Source organism: Methylobacterium nigriterrae, from assembly GCF_037106235.1.
Classification (GTDB): Bacteria; Pseudomonadota; Alphaproteobacteria; order Rhizobiales; family Beijerinckiaceae; genus Methylobacterium; species Methylobacterium nigriterrae.
This window is the reverse complement of record NZ_JBAWTG010000108.1, coordinates 1-15,573: the sequence shown is the minus strand read 5'-3', so window position 1 is coordinate 15,573 and position 15,573 is coordinate 1. Positions and strand designations below refer to the sequence as shown.

Annotated in this window: 19 protein-coding genes; 6 read left to right on the top strand and 13 right to left on the bottom strand. The window is 63.3% G+C overall.

What is annotated here, in order from left to right:
- From WDW90_RS28845 to WDW90_RS28820, 6 genes are all read right to left on the bottom strand, one after another.
- Positions 1-672, bottom strand: a 672-nt coding sequence (locus WDW90_RS28845) for a GAF domain-containing protein (protein ID WP_336490939.1), incomplete at its 3' end; no start/stop codon positions are given.
- 483 nt (positions 673-1,155) lie between these two features.
- Positions 1,156-1,671 carry an ATP-dependent metallopeptidase FtsH/Yme1/Tma family protein gene (locus WDW90_RS28840; RefSeq protein ID WP_336490938.1) on the bottom strand — a complete coding sequence of 172 codons (516 nt, stop codon included), beginning with the start codon at positions 1,669-1,671 and terminating at the stop codon, positions 1,156-1,158.
- Positions 1,672-1,970: 299 nt separating this feature from the next.
- A complete protein-coding gene (locus WDW90_RS28835) occupies positions 1,971-2,672 on the bottom strand; it encodes an HlyD family secretion protein (RefSeq protein ID WP_336490937.1) in 702 nt (233 codons plus the stop codon).
- A gap of 11 nt (positions 2,673-2,683) precedes the next feature.
- Complete coding sequence (locus WDW90_RS28830) at positions 2,684-2,959, bottom strand: hypothetical protein (RefSeq protein ID WP_336490936.1); 276 nt, start codon at positions 2,957-2,959, stop codon at positions 2,684-2,686.
- A 1-nt stretch (position 2,960) separates the two neighbouring features.
- Positions 2,961-4,460, bottom strand: coding sequence for a hypothetical protein (locus WDW90_RS28825; RefSeq protein ID WP_336490935.1), 1,500 nt, complete (start codon positions 4,458-4,460; stop codon positions 2,961-2,963).
- Positions 4,457-4,816: a hypothetical protein gene (locus WDW90_RS28820; RefSeq protein WP_336490934.1), complete on the bottom strand. Its 360-nt coding sequence runs from the start codon at positions 4,814-4,816 to the stop codon at positions 4,457-4,459. The genes WDW90_RS28825 and WDW90_RS28820 overlap by 4 nt, the downstream gene beginning before the upstream one ends.
- A 533-nt stretch (positions 4,817-5,349) precedes the next feature.
- Here WDW90_RS28820 and WDW90_RS28815 point away from each other — a divergent pair.
- The 3 genes from WDW90_RS28815 (at position 5,350) to WDW90_RS28805 (ending at position 6,320) form a co-directional block, all read left to right on the top strand.
- A complete protein-coding gene (locus tag WDW90_RS28815; RefSeq protein WP_336490933.1) occupies positions 5,350-5,577 on the top strand; it encodes a hypothetical protein in 228 nt (75 codons plus the stop codon).
- 64 nt (positions 5,578-5,641) lie between these two features.
- On the top strand, positions 5,642-5,887 hold the full coding sequence (locus tag WDW90_RS28810; protein WP_336490932.1) for a hypothetical protein: 246 nt from the start codon (positions 5,642-5,644) through the stop codon (positions 5,885-5,887).
- Positions 5,888-6,047: 160 nt separating this feature from the next.
- A complete protein-coding gene (locus tag WDW90_RS28805) occupies positions 6,048-6,320 on the top strand; it encodes a hypothetical protein (protein WP_336490931.1) in 273 nt (90 codons plus the stop codon).
- Between the two features lie 232 nt (positions 6,321-6,552).
- Here the strand turns inward: WDW90_RS28805 and WDW90_RS28800 are convergent, their stop codons facing one another.
- The 5 genes from WDW90_RS28800 to WDW90_RS28780 form a co-directional block, all read right to left on the bottom strand.
- On the bottom strand, positions 6,553-6,828 hold the full coding sequence (locus WDW90_RS28800) for a hypothetical protein (protein WP_336490930.1): 276 nt from the start codon (positions 6,826-6,828) through the stop codon (positions 6,553-6,555).
- 517 nt (positions 6,829-7,345) lie between these two features.
- Positions 7,346-8,584 carry an AAA family ATPase gene (locus tag WDW90_RS28795; protein ID WP_336490929.1) on the bottom strand — a complete coding sequence of 413 codons (1,239 nt, stop codon included), beginning with the start codon at positions 8,582-8,584 and terminating at the stop codon, positions 7,346-7,348.
- Positions 8,581-9,492 (bottom strand): toprim domain-containing protein, encoded by a 912-nt coding sequence (locus WDW90_RS28790; RefSeq protein WP_336490928.1) that lies wholly within the window; start codon positions 9,490-9,492, stop codon positions 8,581-8,583. Before WDW90_RS28790 ends, WDW90_RS28795 begins: the two co-directional genes overlap by 4 nt.
- Before the next feature lie 404 nt (positions 9,493-9,896).
- Complete coding sequence (locus WDW90_RS28785; RefSeq protein WP_336490927.1) at positions 9,897-10,079, bottom strand: hypothetical protein; 183 nt, start codon at positions 10,077-10,079, stop codon at positions 9,897-9,899.
- Complete coding sequence (locus WDW90_RS28780) at positions 10,076-10,642, bottom strand: hypothetical protein (protein WP_336490926.1); 567 nt, start codon at positions 10,640-10,642, stop codon at positions 10,076-10,078. Before WDW90_RS28780 ends, WDW90_RS28785 begins: the two co-directional genes overlap by 4 nt.
- Before the next feature lie 720 nt (positions 10,643-11,362).
- On the opposite strand from WDW90_RS28780, the gene WDW90_RS28775 reads away from it, so the two are divergent.
- Positions 11,363-11,617 (top strand): hypothetical protein, encoded by a 255-nt coding sequence (locus tag WDW90_RS28775; RefSeq protein ID WP_336490925.1) that lies wholly within the window; start codon positions 11,363-11,365, stop codon positions 11,615-11,617.
- Between the two features lie 330 nt (positions 11,618-11,947).
- Here WDW90_RS28775 and WDW90_RS28770 read toward each other — a convergent pair whose 3' ends face one another.
- Positions 11,948-12,301, bottom strand: a complete 354-nt coding sequence (locus WDW90_RS28770) for a hypothetical protein (protein ID WP_336490924.1) — start codon at positions 12,299-12,301, stop codon at positions 11,948-11,950.
- Positions 12,302-12,355: 54 nt separating this feature from the next.
- Positions 12,356-12,919: a hypothetical protein gene (locus tag WDW90_RS28765; RefSeq protein ID WP_336490923.1), complete on the bottom strand. Its 564-nt coding sequence runs from the start codon at positions 12,917-12,919 to the stop codon at positions 12,356-12,358.
- 511 nt (positions 12,920-13,430) lie between these two features.
- Between WDW90_RS28765 and WDW90_RS28760 the strand changes: the two genes are divergently transcribed.
- The gene (locus WDW90_RS28760; protein WP_336490922.1) at positions 13,431-14,186 is read left to right on the top strand and encodes a hypothetical protein; all 756 of its coding nucleotides are present in this window, start codon (positions 13,431-13,433) and stop codon (positions 14,184-14,186) included.
- Between the two features lie 29 nt (positions 14,187-14,215).
- A complete protein-coding gene (locus tag WDW90_RS28755) occupies positions 14,216-15,073 on the top strand; it encodes a hypothetical protein (RefSeq protein WP_336490921.1) in 858 nt (285 codons plus the stop codon).
- Positions 15,074-15,573: the final 500 nt, after the last annotated feature.

The window sequence follows — 15,573 nt, the reverse complement described above, 5'->3', positions numbered from 1 at the left end:
CGCGAGATCCGGCATGTCCTCGGCGGGCATGCCCCAGACCTGCGTGAAGGCCGGGCTGAGATAATCGAGTTGTCCGCTCTTCAGGTCGGCGAGCCAGAGTACGTTGGCCGAATGTTCGGCGAAGCGCCGGAAGCGGTCCTCGCTCGTGCGCAGGTCGCCCACCTTGTGCAGGCGGTCGATCACCGGCCCCAGGATGATGGCGTAGGTGCGCAGGAACTCGGTGTCGTTGTTGCCGAACTCGCGCGGTTCGGTCGCGTCCACCTGGAGCAAGCCGTAGAGGCTCTTGCCCGGCAGGAAGATCGGCGCGTTGGCGAACGCGAGGACCCCGGCCTCCTTCATGAACTCAGGGACGTCGAAGCGCTCCTCCTTGCGGAGGTCCTGCGTGATGATCGGCTTGCCTTCCCGGATCGCAAACGTCTCGGACGAGGGCTCTCTCATGGGTAGGCGCAGCCGACCAACGATGCCAGGGGCCCAACCGACGCCAGCCCGCACGAGCAGGCTTTGCCCGTCCCCTTGGATCTCTAGGATCTTGGCGCAGGTGATGCCGCAAGCCTCGGCGACGAGACGGCAGGCTTCGGTGAGCACCTCGTCGAGGTCCTCGCTGCGCAGGGCGAACTCGCCGAAGTCGGCCAGCACCTGCTGGCGCTTCATCATCCGCTCCAGGGTGGGCATCGAAGCTCCCCGGCACTGAGCGATCAGGCGCTCGTCAACGAGGAACCACGGTTCAGACTTTGCGCAGCTCCTCAATCACTTGTGTGAAGGCGCGAGCCAGGGCTGGGTCCAAGCCCGTTCCAATAGGGCTTGCCCCAATGGAACGTTCCAAACGGCGCCAAATGCTAAGGCAGGAAAACGACGGTTTCCCAGGCACTTCAACCTGTTAGGTTTGGGTGTCTGGAAATCAAAGTGCCGGGCGATCCCGGCCCTTTCGCACGGTGAGCGTTATGGAGCCCCTCAGTTCGCGTAAGGGCCAGTATAGAAACGGGCGCCTCGCGGTGCCGCCGGCCTTAGAGGCAGGGTCACAGGCCGCCGGCTGGGTGCTACGTCTGCTGAACCTCGCGAGAGACAGAGAAGAGGATCCGGTACGGGTCTATCGCGCAGCTTTATCGCTACACGGTGAGGCTGGTGCAAGGGGCTGCCGAGGAGCAGAGCGGCGGATTAGGTCATGGCCCGCGAACCCGCGTCGGCTCCGACCAGAGCGTCGATCTCCTCGCCGCTGAGGGTCTGGCGCTCGATCAAAGCGTCGGCGACCCGCTCAATCGCGTCCCGGAGTTCTCTGACCAGCTGCTGGGCCATCTGGCGCAGCTGCCGTTCCCTGATCAGGATGCTGGAGGTGTGCACATGTAGGTCGTCGACAAGGATGTAGGCAATCTCGACCAGATCAGCGTTGTCAGGTTCGGCAACCGCGCCGAGAAGCGCCATCTCCGCTTCCGCACCAGCGGCACACGCAACACCCCGGGCGCGGTGGATTTCAGCGATATCCCTGGTCCTACCCTGCGCGGCCCACGCCTCGACCGTCCGTTGCGCTGGAAAGACGAAGGCGTGGCCCATGATGCCCTTCTCTGGCGATGGGATCACCGAAGCCTCGCCGCATGCGAGCCCAAGGGCCCGGCCGATAGTCGCGTGGCCGGCCTCGTGAATGGCCGTGTGCCTGCGGGGGTCGTCGTGGGACATCGGATTCATCCTATTGGATCGCGGTCTGAGCATTCCGCAGGACACCTGATGGGCAGATGGACGATCTCGCCCATTCCGATCCCTCGCATGTTGCCGGCCGGCGGCGTGGGGGTGCGCCGCCGGCCGGCTGTTAGCGTCGCGTGGGCACTGGAGACGCAGCAGACGACGACAGCGCCACGAAACGAATGCCTGCGCATCGGCTAAGGAGGACCGCCGCAGGTCTGCCGGTGATGTTGACGAGTCCGCCGGCTGCTCGCCCCCGCGCGGCTAAGACAAGGCGCGGAGTAGAAGGCTCGCAATCACCCAGGTCGCGAACCCCCATTCTGTGAACTCGGAAGCGGTGCGGCGGCAGAGGCATCAGATCCCAGCGCCTTCAGCCAGTCCTGCCAGGGCCCGAGATCTGCCATGGCCGAACCATCCGCAGGGTGCCGCCAGCCCTCGAAGGGCGCAGGCAGCATGTCCTGGTCATCGAGATAGTTCAGGAGCCCGCGCGCCCGGTGATAGTCGGCCTGGATCTGCCGATAGGGACCGAGCAGGGCAGCCACGGCGGGGGCAGTCAGCACCACGTCGCGCACCCGCTCGCGCAGGTTGGACGCGCAGATCCGCACAGTCGTCTGAAGCGGTGGAGCCGCATCCTTGAGGGACGCCTCGGCTACCTTCAGCGCCGCATAGCGTTCTTCCGCGTTACGCTTGGCCGCGTGGTAGCTATCGAGCGACGGGAGTTCGGTGGCGCCGGCCAGCACAGCCTCGGTCGTGCGGCGTGCGAGGTCTTCCTTAGCCTGTTCGAGCGCCGCCTCCGCGTCGTCGAGGGCCATGAAGGCAGCGAGCCGCAACTCCGCGGCGCGCGCCTGTGCGTCGGTGTTCGCCTTCAGTTCGGCTTGGGCTTCCTGATGTCGCTCAATGGCCTCAGCGAGGGCCCTGCGGGCGGACTCGTGCGCGCCTGCCGGGTCAGGCCGCGGAGGGCTCGGCGGCACGACGGTCAGTGTGGCGGGCTTCAACATGGGCACCCCCCTCAGCCGACTTTGAGGCGGTTCATGTTGGGCAGGAACTCGGCCAGGGCCTGTCGATCCTTGGCCTCGTTGGTGGCGTTCGACGCCAGGGCCTTCCGGATGCTGACGCGGGTCTTAGCGTCCATAGCGAGCATGCCCCGCCGACGCTTGAGCGCGCTGTCCATGGCCGGTTCAACCGGGACGCCGCTCGTCATCCGGGCGTCGAGTTCAGCCAACTCGTCCTCCGACAGCCGTTCCATGAAGAACTTGATGCAGGTTTCCATTTCCAAAGGACTCATCTCAAAACCTCCTAGGCGGCTGTGTATTGAAGAAGATTTCTCTTCCGAACGGACCGCGCGACGGCTTCATTGCCGACTGCGCGACGAGTTCTTTTGGGATAATAAGGGGCGCCGGTTTGCTTCCGATACTTACGAGGGCGCCGGCAGCTGAGTTGATCCAGTCATCGGAAGAATTTGGCGAATGGTCGATTGAATCTTTGCCGCCCCAGGCCGTGCGGCGCTCTAGACCAAGCAGCTGCTTCCTAAGTACATTCTGATCGAGTAACCGAACCTTTCGGCTGTTCAGAAGCGGCAAGAACTCGGCGTATATCGCACTCTTGGGTTTATCGGAGCGGATATACGTGACCCCGAACTTCCCCATCATGGATTTTACGTAGTCACCACCCCAGCTGTCGCCGATGATCGTGCGAACGCCGTAGAGCTTGAACGTCTTCGCAAATTGCTCGCAGACGGCCTCGGGAGAGAACGGAGGCGCAGCGCCTGCCACGAAGTCCAGAACAGCGGTCCCGTCCTCATTGCGATGGCACACGGCCATCGTCTGGCTATCCTGACCGGACCCGCCAGCGGCATCGATGAAGCCGTGATAGCGAACCCCAGGCACCGGCTCACGCACTGACACGCCGACATCCGTACAGGCATCCACCACCTCGGGCGAGACGAAGTCGGAAATGCCGTCGCGGAACTCACCACCCCACTCGGCTTTGGCCGCTTCCGGGTCGTTCTCGAAAGCGCGAGCAATCTGACGTTCAAGAGCCGCCGTGCGATGCATCCGCAACGTTTCGGCTTGCACCACCAATATACTCGGGTTACCGTTTGGCCCGTAATGCCTACGATAATTCTCCCAAAGCTCACCGCGCTTCGAATACGGCGAGCTGATCACAAAAAGCTGGCCGCTTGTCGTTGCTAGACCGGGTCTGACCGCGCGCAGAACTTCACGATCCGGATTTGCCGCATCCTCAATACGCCAGAAAGCGATCTCATCCGCGATGCATCCAATAAATGTACTTCCGCGAATGCCTCGAAAGCTTGCTGCCGTGATGACGATGTCGACGCCATTGACCAACCGGATCTCGTCCTGCGTCGGGTCGCCGTCCAGCATCTCAGCGAGCAGCGGAACCGCCTGCAGGGTCCCCAGGATGAACCTGTGACATTCGACGGCCTGTTGCTTCGTCGCGGCCAGGATCGGGAGCCGCGCGCGCTGCCCCGGCGCGAGAACGTCGGCGTAGTCGTTGAGGGCGGCCTGATAGACCGCTGCCACGCCAATTGCCCGGGTCTTGCCAGAACGGCGCCCCATGACCGCAAAAAATTCGTCCGGACGGATCGGACCAGCGTAGTCGCGCCCGCTCAGCTCGCGATAGACCGCGGCCTCCTCAGCCGTCAGCTCCTCGCCCATCACCGCCAGGAGGATCGTGCGCCACGTCGACCAGCTTGGACCGGGCAGCGCGGACCCGAGGAGATCCGGGTCAGACAGGGCTTGGCGAAGACTGACGAGGGGCTTCACGGCCGGGCGCCTCCGGCGGCGAGATGGTCGCGAAGGCTGGTCCGCTGGGGCTTGGCCGGCGGACCCATCTGACGGCTCAATCGGCTGAGCCTATCGGCGATTTGGCCCATAGCCTCGTGGTCCACGGTGCGGCCGAGGGCGATGTCCGTGTGCATCTGCGCCTGAACGACAGCCAAAGCGGCAAAGGCCCGTGCCGCCTGCCTTTGCGTCTCACTCATGGCTGGCCGCTCGGCCTCCAGCGAGGCGAGGACGTCTTTGAAAAATCGTGCCTCGTGGGAATTGACCGCGACCGGCTTCAAAAAGGGTCTGGCGCCATTTGCGAGAGCCGAACGCTGGCGGGCGGTGCGCGGTCTCATGCCGTCACCGTCTCGGCGCTGATCACGCGGCCCTCGATGTCCCGCCGATACGCCAACCGCTGGACCGGGGGGCGCCCTGTGCTCGACCGCCACGCTATGGGGGTCCAGAGCGGATCGAAGTTCTCCCACTGGACAACCTCCATCGTCGAGGACCACCGGATCCCAGGCCGGTAAGTGCAGTTGCGGAATTCTTGCTCCGCATGCGAGCCGTCCAAGCCGTAACGCGCGCCCAGCAAATCGACTGGGCGGTCTTCCGGGACGGTTTCGATTGGGTTCCACGTGCTCATGTTGGACCTGCAGTCTGGTCCATCCATGATACGCTAAAGCCAATACTTTGCAAATTACGACAATTACTTGCGCATGGAGGTGCAGGGATGTGCAATGATGCGCAAATTGACTGGCGGTGCTATTGCCATCGTCGGGCTCAAGCTAGATGCAAGCCGCCTTCTAGCTTCCGGCGGACCGTCTGAATTGTGGATCCTATGCGGTCGGCGCCCTATGATCTGGAACATCCCTTCCCAGAGGTGCACGAGATGGTTCGTTTGCCGTCCTCATACGCGCTGAGCAAAATCCCGCCCGGCGATCAGAAGACGTTGCTTCGAAGCCTCGCCGGGCAGTTGCGGGATGATCTGGACGCTGCCGCCCAGTCAGCCGAGGAAGCCCGCCGTAGGGTTCGCCTCGCCGAGCTGCAGCAGGCCCGGCTAAGCCGTAGACTGGCGACGCTGCAAACCATGAGCAGAGCGGCCGGCATCAGCCTGTGATCAGAGCGCTTGCCGCGTTCCTGTTCCGTTCTAGCTGTTGCCTCAGCAGCGGAACGGGGTCGTCATGGCACGCAGTCGGACTTTTGCTGGCGCCGAGCAGCGCGCCTTCCTCGACAAGGCGGAGAACTGGCGGCTTGAATGCATTCGCGTCGTCGCACAGGCCCCGGTCGGCAGCCTCGTCTATCAAGCTGCCAGCGGTATCATCGACGCTATCGACGGGTTAGCGGAAGCCGTCACGGGTGACCGGCGGCACTTCCACCTCAAGCCACCGAGCACGCCGGACGGGAACACGACCAAGCCATCTGAGTAGCGTGGCGCGCCAGCGGCCGCGAGCGGTTCGGCCGGTATCAGGAGCCAGAATGGGCTGGCGGGCTTCCTGGGCCATCACGCTGCGAAGCGAGCACGACGCGTGTGGCCGCGCACGCCCGCCGATGCTGCGCCACGGTATGATGCAGCGTGGGAGGCTCGCCATGCATGCCTTGGTGTTCCCCGTCGCACTGTCAGCCGTATTCACGGGCGGCTGCATGGCGATCCATGCCCTGAACCGCAGATGGGCCGACCAAGTGCGTGACGCGCTTCAGGTTCTCGTCGTAGTAGCGGTGCTGATCCTCGCGGGCGCTTTCGCGGCCTGCAATCCACCCCACGATTATGCGAACGTTCCCGCCCGCCCCTCGGCCTCTGTCGTGAGCATCTCCGGAGGTGCAGTCCCGTTCGCTGTTACCGTGGACGAGAGCGCTGACTGAGGGTTCCTAACCACGCCACATGTCACGGACGGGTATGCCGCTGCCGACGGGGTGCGGGAGAAGGTCGTTCGCCGAGTCGATGCCGGCGGCCGTTCTGAGGCTTCCTGAGCCAAAGAAAAGCCCCAGCGGTGGCCAGGGCTGAGGTTCGCCTTAAAGCCACACGCCCCGGTGGGGCAGGGGCGTGCACGGGAACAACAGGCCAGATAGTCGGCCGTTCCCGCAGCGGGACGGGCTATGCAACGCCGATGGTCTGGTCGTCGTCCTGCAGAAGCTCCACCCCCGCCCGCAGAACGGCCCGGGCCATGACGTCGGCGGCCCGCAGGCCGGCCGGGTCGTCGGGGTAGCGGGCGAGCACCACCCATTCCGACCACTCGGCGAACCGGTCCAGCACGACTGCTACCGACACCTCGCTGCCTGCGGTGCACCGGGCGATCATGAGGTGGTGGCTGCCAAGCCGCGCGACTGTCCGCAGGCATTCGAAGGATCGGATCGGCAGGGTAGCGGTCATGGGTTCAGCCCCTTTCCGTCTCGGTGTGCGCTCGACGCATGGCCTGCGGCTGTAAGGAAAACGACCGTTTCCCTGACAACCCCGACGAACTGCCCATCCGCATCCGGATCGCCCGAATTTCTGTCAGGAAACGCTGTCAGGAAATCTAATGACCGGAAAACGGTATTTCCAAACCTGACACCGTGGTTGGAATTCTCGGCAGCGGGATTTTTCTGGCAGAAGGATGCGCGCGTGGCCTCGATCCAATGCTCCATCAAAATCGGCCATCGGAATTCCCTCCGCACAGCGCACGTGTGGTTTCTGTGGTTCCCGAGATGGTGGAGCGGGAAGCGTTCTCGTGAATGGCGTGCGGATGGCCCGGAAGCGGCTTGGTGCCAACGATGTGCCGGCTGTTTCGCGGAGGCTTCACGCTGTAGCCGGTGTAGCGGTACGTAGCCCTTCTTAAAGAAGGGGCTACGCTACGCTACAGTGCTACGCCCGGAGCACGTCGTAGCAAGTGCTACGGATTTGCTACACGCTACGGGCTCGTAGCGCTCCAGATCAGGCCCTCCCGTTCACCGATGGCGTGTCGTGCGAGCAGACCTTCACGGATGCGTCGAAGGGTGGTGCGCGGGTTCTTGTCGCCCTGCTCGATGACGCCTCGGGCGTGCAGCTCATCGCGCCAGCGGTCGATAGGAATGGCGCGGATGGTTTTGGGGAGACCGAAGGCGGCAGGCGGTTCGGCGCCATGATTCAGTGTCGCTTCGGTCAGAGCGGCCAGGGCGTTGCACTGCTTCGGACTGAGTCGACGCGCAGCCTTCACGACAGGGGCATTCGGCTGGTCGGCCGGCGTGACGACGCACGAGGTGATGGCGTCGCCTTCGTCGTCGGTCCCGACTTCAATAGCTTCGAGCTGGCAGGAGAAGGTATCACCGGCCGGGCCGTCCTTCTGAAGTTCGACGGTGACGGTGATCACGCCATCGGCGGTTTTCTTGACCGCAATCTGTGTGTCGGCTGCGCCCGGTAGGGCGGTATGTCCACGAGGCCGAGTCCCGTCGTGCCCGCAGTGGTGAATGAGGACGACGAGGCATCCGAACGCCTCGCGGATGGCATCGGCGGCTTGGACATAGGTGGTCATCGCCGCGTCGTCGCTCTCCGAGCCGTCGAAAGACCTGTTCACCGTGTCCAAGCAGACCGCGGTAGGGATCTCTCCGAGGGGCATCTGAGCCCGAATGTCTTTGATCAGCTCGGCGAAGTCCCGCACGAGGTTGAGCGGCGTCGGCATAAGGAAGAACGGCACTGGGTCGGAATGCCCGACGAGGTGACGCTTGGTGAAGGCGGCAGCGCGTGCCTCGAAGCCGGTCTGGCCCTCTAGCGCGCAATAGATCACGGTCCCCTGCCGGACCCGACGACCACGATAGGGCCGGCCGAGCGCGACGTGCAGGAGCATGTCGAGCACGAGAAAGCTTTTCCCGCATTTCGGGGCGCCCCAGAACAGGGCAAGCCCAGTCGAAGCGAGCAGGCCCTTGATCACGTACCTCGGCGTGGTGCCCATCCGGATCGCGTCGAAGCGCGTCAGACGGAAACGCGCACTGGGAGCCTCCTGAATACGAGGCCCCGGTGTGGCAGGCTGCGCGGCAGGCGGAAGAGCGTCGTCCAGATCGTCGTCAAGGATGATGGGTTCGCGCTCACCGGCCGAGCGCCGGTTGTGATCCATGGCGTCGCGCAAGGCGTCGGTGCCGTAACGGCGATGGAAGGAGTTGAGGTCGTCGGTCATGCTGCGGCACTCCCGCGTGCCGTGGCGATCTCGACGGTTTCAACGTGCACGCCACGGCGGCGCAGGAGCGAAACCAGTTCGGAGGAGAAGCGTCGGCCAGCGTCGTCGGCGTCGGACACGACGGTGACGGTATCGACCCACTCAGGTACGGCGCTGGCCAGCTTCGGGAGGCCGATGGCCGAGCCGGCCGCCCATGCCCCCAACCCGGTCGCTCGATGGCCGGACAGCGCGTCCTCGATGCCCTCGGTGACCATCAAGCCCAGCGCGTCGCTCATCGGCGCGAGCACCACCGGCTTGCCCCCAGTGATGCCGACCATGAGCTTGTCACGGTGGGTGCCGGCCTTGCCGGTCCCGTCCGGCCGCAGGAGCGTGAGGTGCACGGCCTCGATGGCCTCGGGCGCCAGAAACTCCAGAATGCCGGGCTCGGGCTCGGCCGGGAGTCCGAACGCGGAGATCATCGCAGGGGACTGGGAGGCGCTACGCGGCGGCAGGAAGCGCAAAGTGCTCGGTAACTCCCCATCGTAGCCTCGCGCCGTGCGGAGGTACGTCTCAGCCGGTGTGCCGCTGATCGGCTGGGTCCGGCTCCAGAGCGCCCGCGCCTTGGCAACACGTTCGATCCGCTTCAGGGCCTCTGCCGCCTCGGCCTCAGCTTGTCGAAGAAGGAAGTCCGCGTCGTAAGGCGGGAAGCGAAATCGTTGGTCTTCCGGCCTTGCCCAACCGCTGGCAGCACACCTCGCGCAGCAGTACCGGAGGAACCCGGCCTCTCCGTACCAGATCCGCAGGACCGGCCGGGCACGGTTCAAGGCACTGACCTGGTCCGGGCCGCACATCGGACACGCCACGTCCACCGGGCTTGGCTTTCCGGCCGCGAGCCGGTCGAGCGTCTGATAGTCGAGGGCGCCTATCATCGCGGGGCCTCGTCAGCTTCGAGGCGCCCGGCAAGGTTCTCGATCCGGTCGCCCTCGGCGAACGACAAGGGATGCCGACCACGGACAATGGCGCAGAGGAACGCCCGCTCAGGTGGTGGAAACGGCAGATCACGGAGAAGAAGAGCCGTCCGTCGAAGGGTGGCAGTCCGGCGCGGGGTGAAGCTCCAGGGCTTACGCATCGGTTGCCCCTCCGAGCCCAGCGAGGCTGACGACGAGTTCTGCGAGGTGCGCGGACACTCGGAGGCGCCTTCGAAGGCGTTGCTTGTGGATTTCAGCGGGGCGATGTGCTATTTGGAAGTCGTCAGTCGTGCCAACGTTGACGATTTCCAGAGCCCTCGGCGTTCCCGCGCCGGGGGTTCTGACGTAATGGGACATGTGTTCTCCTATTCTTCACCCAGTAGTTTGAGGAACGACGGCACTTTGATCAGTCGTCGCGAACCAATTTTAATGGTCTCAATCCTACTATCTTTAATTGCGTAAGTGATGGTGCGAAGGCTTAGAGTTGAATAATCGCAAGCCTCAATGCGTGTGCAGTAATCGCGCTCGCGGAAGGGTGTGGTGGTCATGCTGCGTGCGCTCCGTCGCCGCGACGACTGGCGCGAATGTCGGTAAGTTTTTGCCTGACCTGAGAGTCAAGCAGGCTTAGATTGATAACAATGCGTGAGACGCCCTGCTCGTGAAGGTTATTGCCCTCAAATAGCTTGCGGTAGTCATCCGCTGTAACAACTTGTTCGAGGAAGGTGCGAACGCCGCGGTCGTCAGGGCTATTCACCTCATCGTCTTTCGCAGAAGGGAAGGCAACTAACCAAGTCGTCCCAGTTGGAAACAGTTCGCCCGGTTGCATCCACTTCTGCGGAGACCCGTAGAAGCGGCCAAAGTGGAAAAAGTCGCTCGCAGTGCGGCCGGCTTTATTCGGAGATACCCCAAATTTCGTTAGTTCGTGCATTAGCGCGATGGCCAGGACTGTACGGAGGGTAAAAACGGTTCGGCCGCCGCGACCGGTCGGAAGCTGGTCGCTCGTGGTCAGCATGAGGGAGCGGCGCGCTATCCAAGTCCGGACAGCTCCAGCTTCGGGTCCCGCAACCGTGCTCGCATCAGTGAGTAGGGTGGTTGGCTCGTCAAGCATCATGATGAACCTCATGTAGTCGAGGCCCTATTATGGAAAGGTTCGCCGAGCGTTTAAATGGCAAAAATCGTGTCAGATTGCCGCAAAAGCAGTGCTTTACCAAAGCATTGCTTGACGACTTAAAGCATCACTTGACAGCGTGCCCGGCTCAATCAAGCAATGCTTTGAAACTTGGGAGCAGAGCGGCGGCCGTCTGGGAAGAGGCTCAAATAAAAGTGGCCACGACCAGGGCGCCCAAGCGGGCTCTCGGTAATTTGTACGCAGGCCGCCATTGCGCGGGTGCTGCTTACGGTTAGGCTTGGGCTGCCGGCTATCTTCCACGGGCCGGCGCAATCCTCCCACTCAGGAGGGCAGTCGGCCCCGTGCCGCTGCCCTCGCTTTCTCCGTCCGCTCCGAACGATTGCCGACCCCTGCCCTGAGGCGCAGCATCGTCGTGCGCCCTGTCCGCGCAGGGTGCAGGCACCGGCCGCACGCGATCCGAACGCTAGTGTCGCGGTCGGTGCCACGGCCGCGTTCGATCTCTACGATTGCCGGCCCGTGCCGCTGGGCGCAGCATCGTCGCGCGCCCTACTACCAGCGGGGTGGCAGTCACCGGCCGCACGCAATCCGAACCCCCCTGTGACGGCGACGCGGTCGGTGACCCCTGCCCAATCTCCGAGCTTGCCGATGCCAGCTTCCGCGCGCAGCATTCCTGTGCCGTCAATCACGCTGGGAAGCTGAGACATGTTCGATGTCTACCGGGCTGAGGCCAATCACTGGCGCTATCTCGTGGTCTCGGCAGGCTCGGCTATCCCAGGGCAGATGGATCCGGCCAAGTGGGAATGGATCATGGTCGCGAACGACGTGGCCGGTGAAATCCGAGATGAGATCAAGCTCTCTGGCTTCTCGTGCTTCATGAGCATGGCGGCACTGGACGACGGCCGCATCGTGTCGGCCGCCGCTGCCAAGGAAGCTGGCGCTCAGGCAAGGGTTTCATGATGTCGTGGCGGCGCAGCATCCCTGTGCGCCCCGTCTCCTATCCGGCATAGCCCCTCTAGCCAGTGGGGGCTCCGGATGTCGCGCCTCGCGAATTGGCATCTCAGGCGGTTGCGGATGTTGCTGCGAGGACCAAAAACGTATCGCGTAACAGACACGCTGAACACGTTATTGGAGCGGCAGGGGCTCATTGCCCGGACGGGACGAGACGTCGGTCCCGCGCACCGCCAGTACGAGATCACTGGCGCAGGGCGAACGGCCCTGCGCGAACAGGCAGGCAGCGACCCGGACGAGTAAGAGGCTACACCCGGGGGCCGGTGACCCCTGCCCGCCTCAGCCGGCCAGCCGGACACGAGCCGATAGGCACGACGCCTGGGCCTGCCACGCATCCCGCTCAGCCTGGAGGTCGAGCACCTGGGTGTTCAAAGCCGCGATGGCGCCCTGCATCACACCGGCATCGCGCGCCATCTCGATTAGGTCTTCCTGCGCGATGGCGAGGCGCTCTCGAAGCTCCGCGATCTGTGACCGCAGCTCCACTACGAGCAGGTTGGCAGCGCTCAATGTCGTCTCCGCCGCCACACCGTGTGCTGCCACGATGGGAGCGAGGGTCTTGTCGAGAGCCTGGAGGCCGGCGACTTGCTCGAACAGCGCCGAGGCGAACACGTCGATGGTCGTTTGCACAGTCATGCGTTCATCTCTCGTGGTTGTCCCCCTCCCCCCTGTTCGGTGTGTTTGGCGGCCTCACCCCGCCAGCCGGCGCCACCATGGCCGCGCTTTCCACGCGGCAAGCTCATCGCGCGCCTGGGCAGCCTCAGCTTCCATGCGCGATTGCAGGGCTCTTAATTCGCTGACGTGTTCGTCCTGTAGGGCAGCAAGGCGAACCTCCATGCTAGGCAACTGCTGTGCAGATGCCGTGAGGGTGCTGTGCAGCCGCTCAATCTCTGCTTGGCGCTGCTCAGCGAGCGCCGACGCCACCGCAAGGCTGGTTTCGAGGCCAGCCACTTGGTCGCGGTGCTTCAGGTCCGTCTGAGCCTGCGCTAGCCGCATCTCGGAGAGCTTCTTCTCCAGACCCTTGATCGCGGCCTTCAGCGCCGTTTCGATCTCGGCTGTCTTGGCGCTCTCATCCTGGCCGGCATCGTCCGGGAGTTCGAACGCGGCACGCAGAGACGCGAGGTCGACGAAGATGCCTCGCTGGTTCGTCTGGGCTTTCTCCAGCTCACCCTTTCGCAGCCGGCGCCGGATCGTGTCGAGCGAGGTGCCCGCTATCGCAGCAGCCTCAGCAAGTGTGACGTGGCGCCTTTCCATTGCCGTGCACCTTCAGTGCAGGCGCGTGGCAGATGCCGTGCAGGCGCCGTGCAGGTTCAAGTGGCTGCATAGCAGTACCATGCAAGTGCTTGGCATTGCATGAGAACTGCTCAGCAGGTGCTGTGAACCTGCCGGGCAAGTGCCCCGCAATCGCACAGCATTCGCATAGCAGCGCAGAACACGGTTAAGGGGGTATTAATGACTTCCCCGCCAGCGTCGGCTTAGCCGTGCATTGACCAGAGGCGCACCCACAGGCCATCGTGGCCGGAGGCGCAGCGACTCTCATCCGCGGCGCTGAGGAGAATGGACAGCTAGAAACACGAAACCCGCCACGAGGGCGGGTCACATGCCGGGGCCGAAGCACCGGGGCAATCAATTCTTGGCGGAATGATTTTCCCCGACAATCCGGCCTCTCGTCAAGTCGAAAGCGTGAGTTTTCGACAAGGGCGGAGCTTTGCCCGCATGCGTCCGCGTCCCCTGCGGCTGGTCTCGCGACCAGAGGTGCGGAGCTATGTTCGCAGGAGAATTGCGCGCGGCCGTGGAGGCTTGCGCGCGGGATCGGCTGCCCGAGTTGTCGGCGGCCCTATGGAAGGAGTTCTCGGCCGGGGCCGTGACGGAAGGGGAGGCGGAGGAGATCTGCGCCCTGATCGAAGCGCGGCGAGGCGTCGGAATTTCGCCGCGCGGTACCGCGAAATCGGACGCGCCCCAGCGTGGGGCGCCAATCGTCCGCAAGGTCCAGCGCTCGCCGGTCCGCTCCGTCGCCGTGGAGCGCCGCCGCCGATGGGCCGCTGCCGGCCGGATGCCCCCGCGCATCGCCGCGCACTTCACCACGGGGGAGCAAGCAGCCCTGGCTGTGGTCGCAGTCGAGGTGACGAAGCGCAGCGCGTGCACGTTGGCGATCGGCGCCATCGCGGCGTTGGCCGGCGTGTCCGAGTCGACCGTCAAGCGGGCCCTTCGGCAGGCGAGGGCGCTAGGGCTCATCACGATCCAAGAGCGTCGCCTGAGCCGCTTCCGCAACGACACGAACGTGGTGCGCATCGTCGCGCGCGAATGGCTGTCCTGGCTCGAGCTGCGGCGGTCAGGGGGTGGGGTTCAATCGTGCACGGGCACGAATACCAGAGACTCGAGAAAGGGCGGGCAGCGGCCAGTGGAACCCGCGCAGGGCTACCGGAAGACAGAGCGACGGGAGATGGTGAGGCCAACGAAAGGAGGGAATAGCGCGCTGGGGGCTCCTGCGAGTGCCTCGGATATGCAATGCCATAAATAAAGTGCTTTGCTTGCCGTGGGGGCCTGTTGATGACTGCAGAAAAAGATTCGAAAGAATGGAAAGATTTCCTTGAACACACATGGAGCATAGCGAGCAAAGCTGCTGGCGGAACTGTAGGGGTAGTCGCATCGATTGGCACCGGCTACCCGTTAGTAGGCGCGTTAACTGCACCATTTGTCGCTGTTAATCTTGAGAAGATTGGGAAGGAACTTATCAGCCGACGTCTTGGAGCCCGTGAGGAACAACGACTTGGACTCGGAGTCCGCCTCGCATACGAGAAATTCAAGGAAAGAGTCGATAGGAGGGATCGAGTTCGGGAGGACGGCTACTTTGATGATGATGGCAGCGGAAGATCTGCTGCTGATGAAATTAATGAAGCTAGTTTAAATGCTGCTATGCGCGCTTATGAGGAAAAGAAAATACCTTACATTGCAAATTTAATGGCGAACATATGTTTTGATGACAGCGTAGATAGGCCTACCGCAAACACATTGGTTGATCTGGCGAACAGACTCACATACCGCAGCTTCGTTATCATGAAGATATGTAGCCATGTAGATAAGCTAAATCTCGTTAAGAATCTGCATGGCACCGAAGGATCGTTCTCGGATCCCGCCAAATCTGTAATATGTGAGGTTTCAAATCTAATACAATGCGGAATGCTAGTAATGAAAGACAACGATGACACAAACCAAGCTTACGGTCTTATGGGATTGGACAGTGTTAATCCGTCAATAACACGTCTAGATACAATGGGAAGGATATTATATGCTCTGGCTGGCTTGTCGGAAATAGCTGAGACCGACGAGGTTTATGTAAAGACAGTCGAAGCTCTGCGCATGCCCCTGGACGAAGGGGTGCACCCGGCAGCTCCCCCGTTCGCGTAAGTGCCTTTATGGAGCGGAGCACCGACCGCGACATGCCAAGAGGGGGAGCGCGCGCGGCCGGTGCCTGCCACCCCTGTTGGCTTCCGGGGCGCGTGGCTATGTGCCTCCAGGTGGGCGATCCTGCTATCCGTAGGGACCACGCGGAATTCGCATAAGACACGGTATGGAACCGGATTCGGGCCCTCCGAGAAGCATTCGGAAGGTCTGAATCGGGCCGCATGGCGCCTCGCAATACAGGGCCAGTTGATCGGCCCTGCGCGGGGCCTCGCGCGCGCCTCGAATTACTCACGATGACTGAGCGGCGATTCAGCCCCGGAGTCGCCTCGCGTTCGGCACGATGCCAGCGAAGGGCCCGCGGCCCGACGCCATGTCCGCAGCATTCGCCGATTGGGCGTTATGGAGCGTACTCGTGCGGCCCACTTCCTACGCGGGCGCCAGGCTGCCACCTAGGGTCTGAACTCAATCAGCTTGGCGTGGTGGCGTCCTAGAGGGGCGGGAAG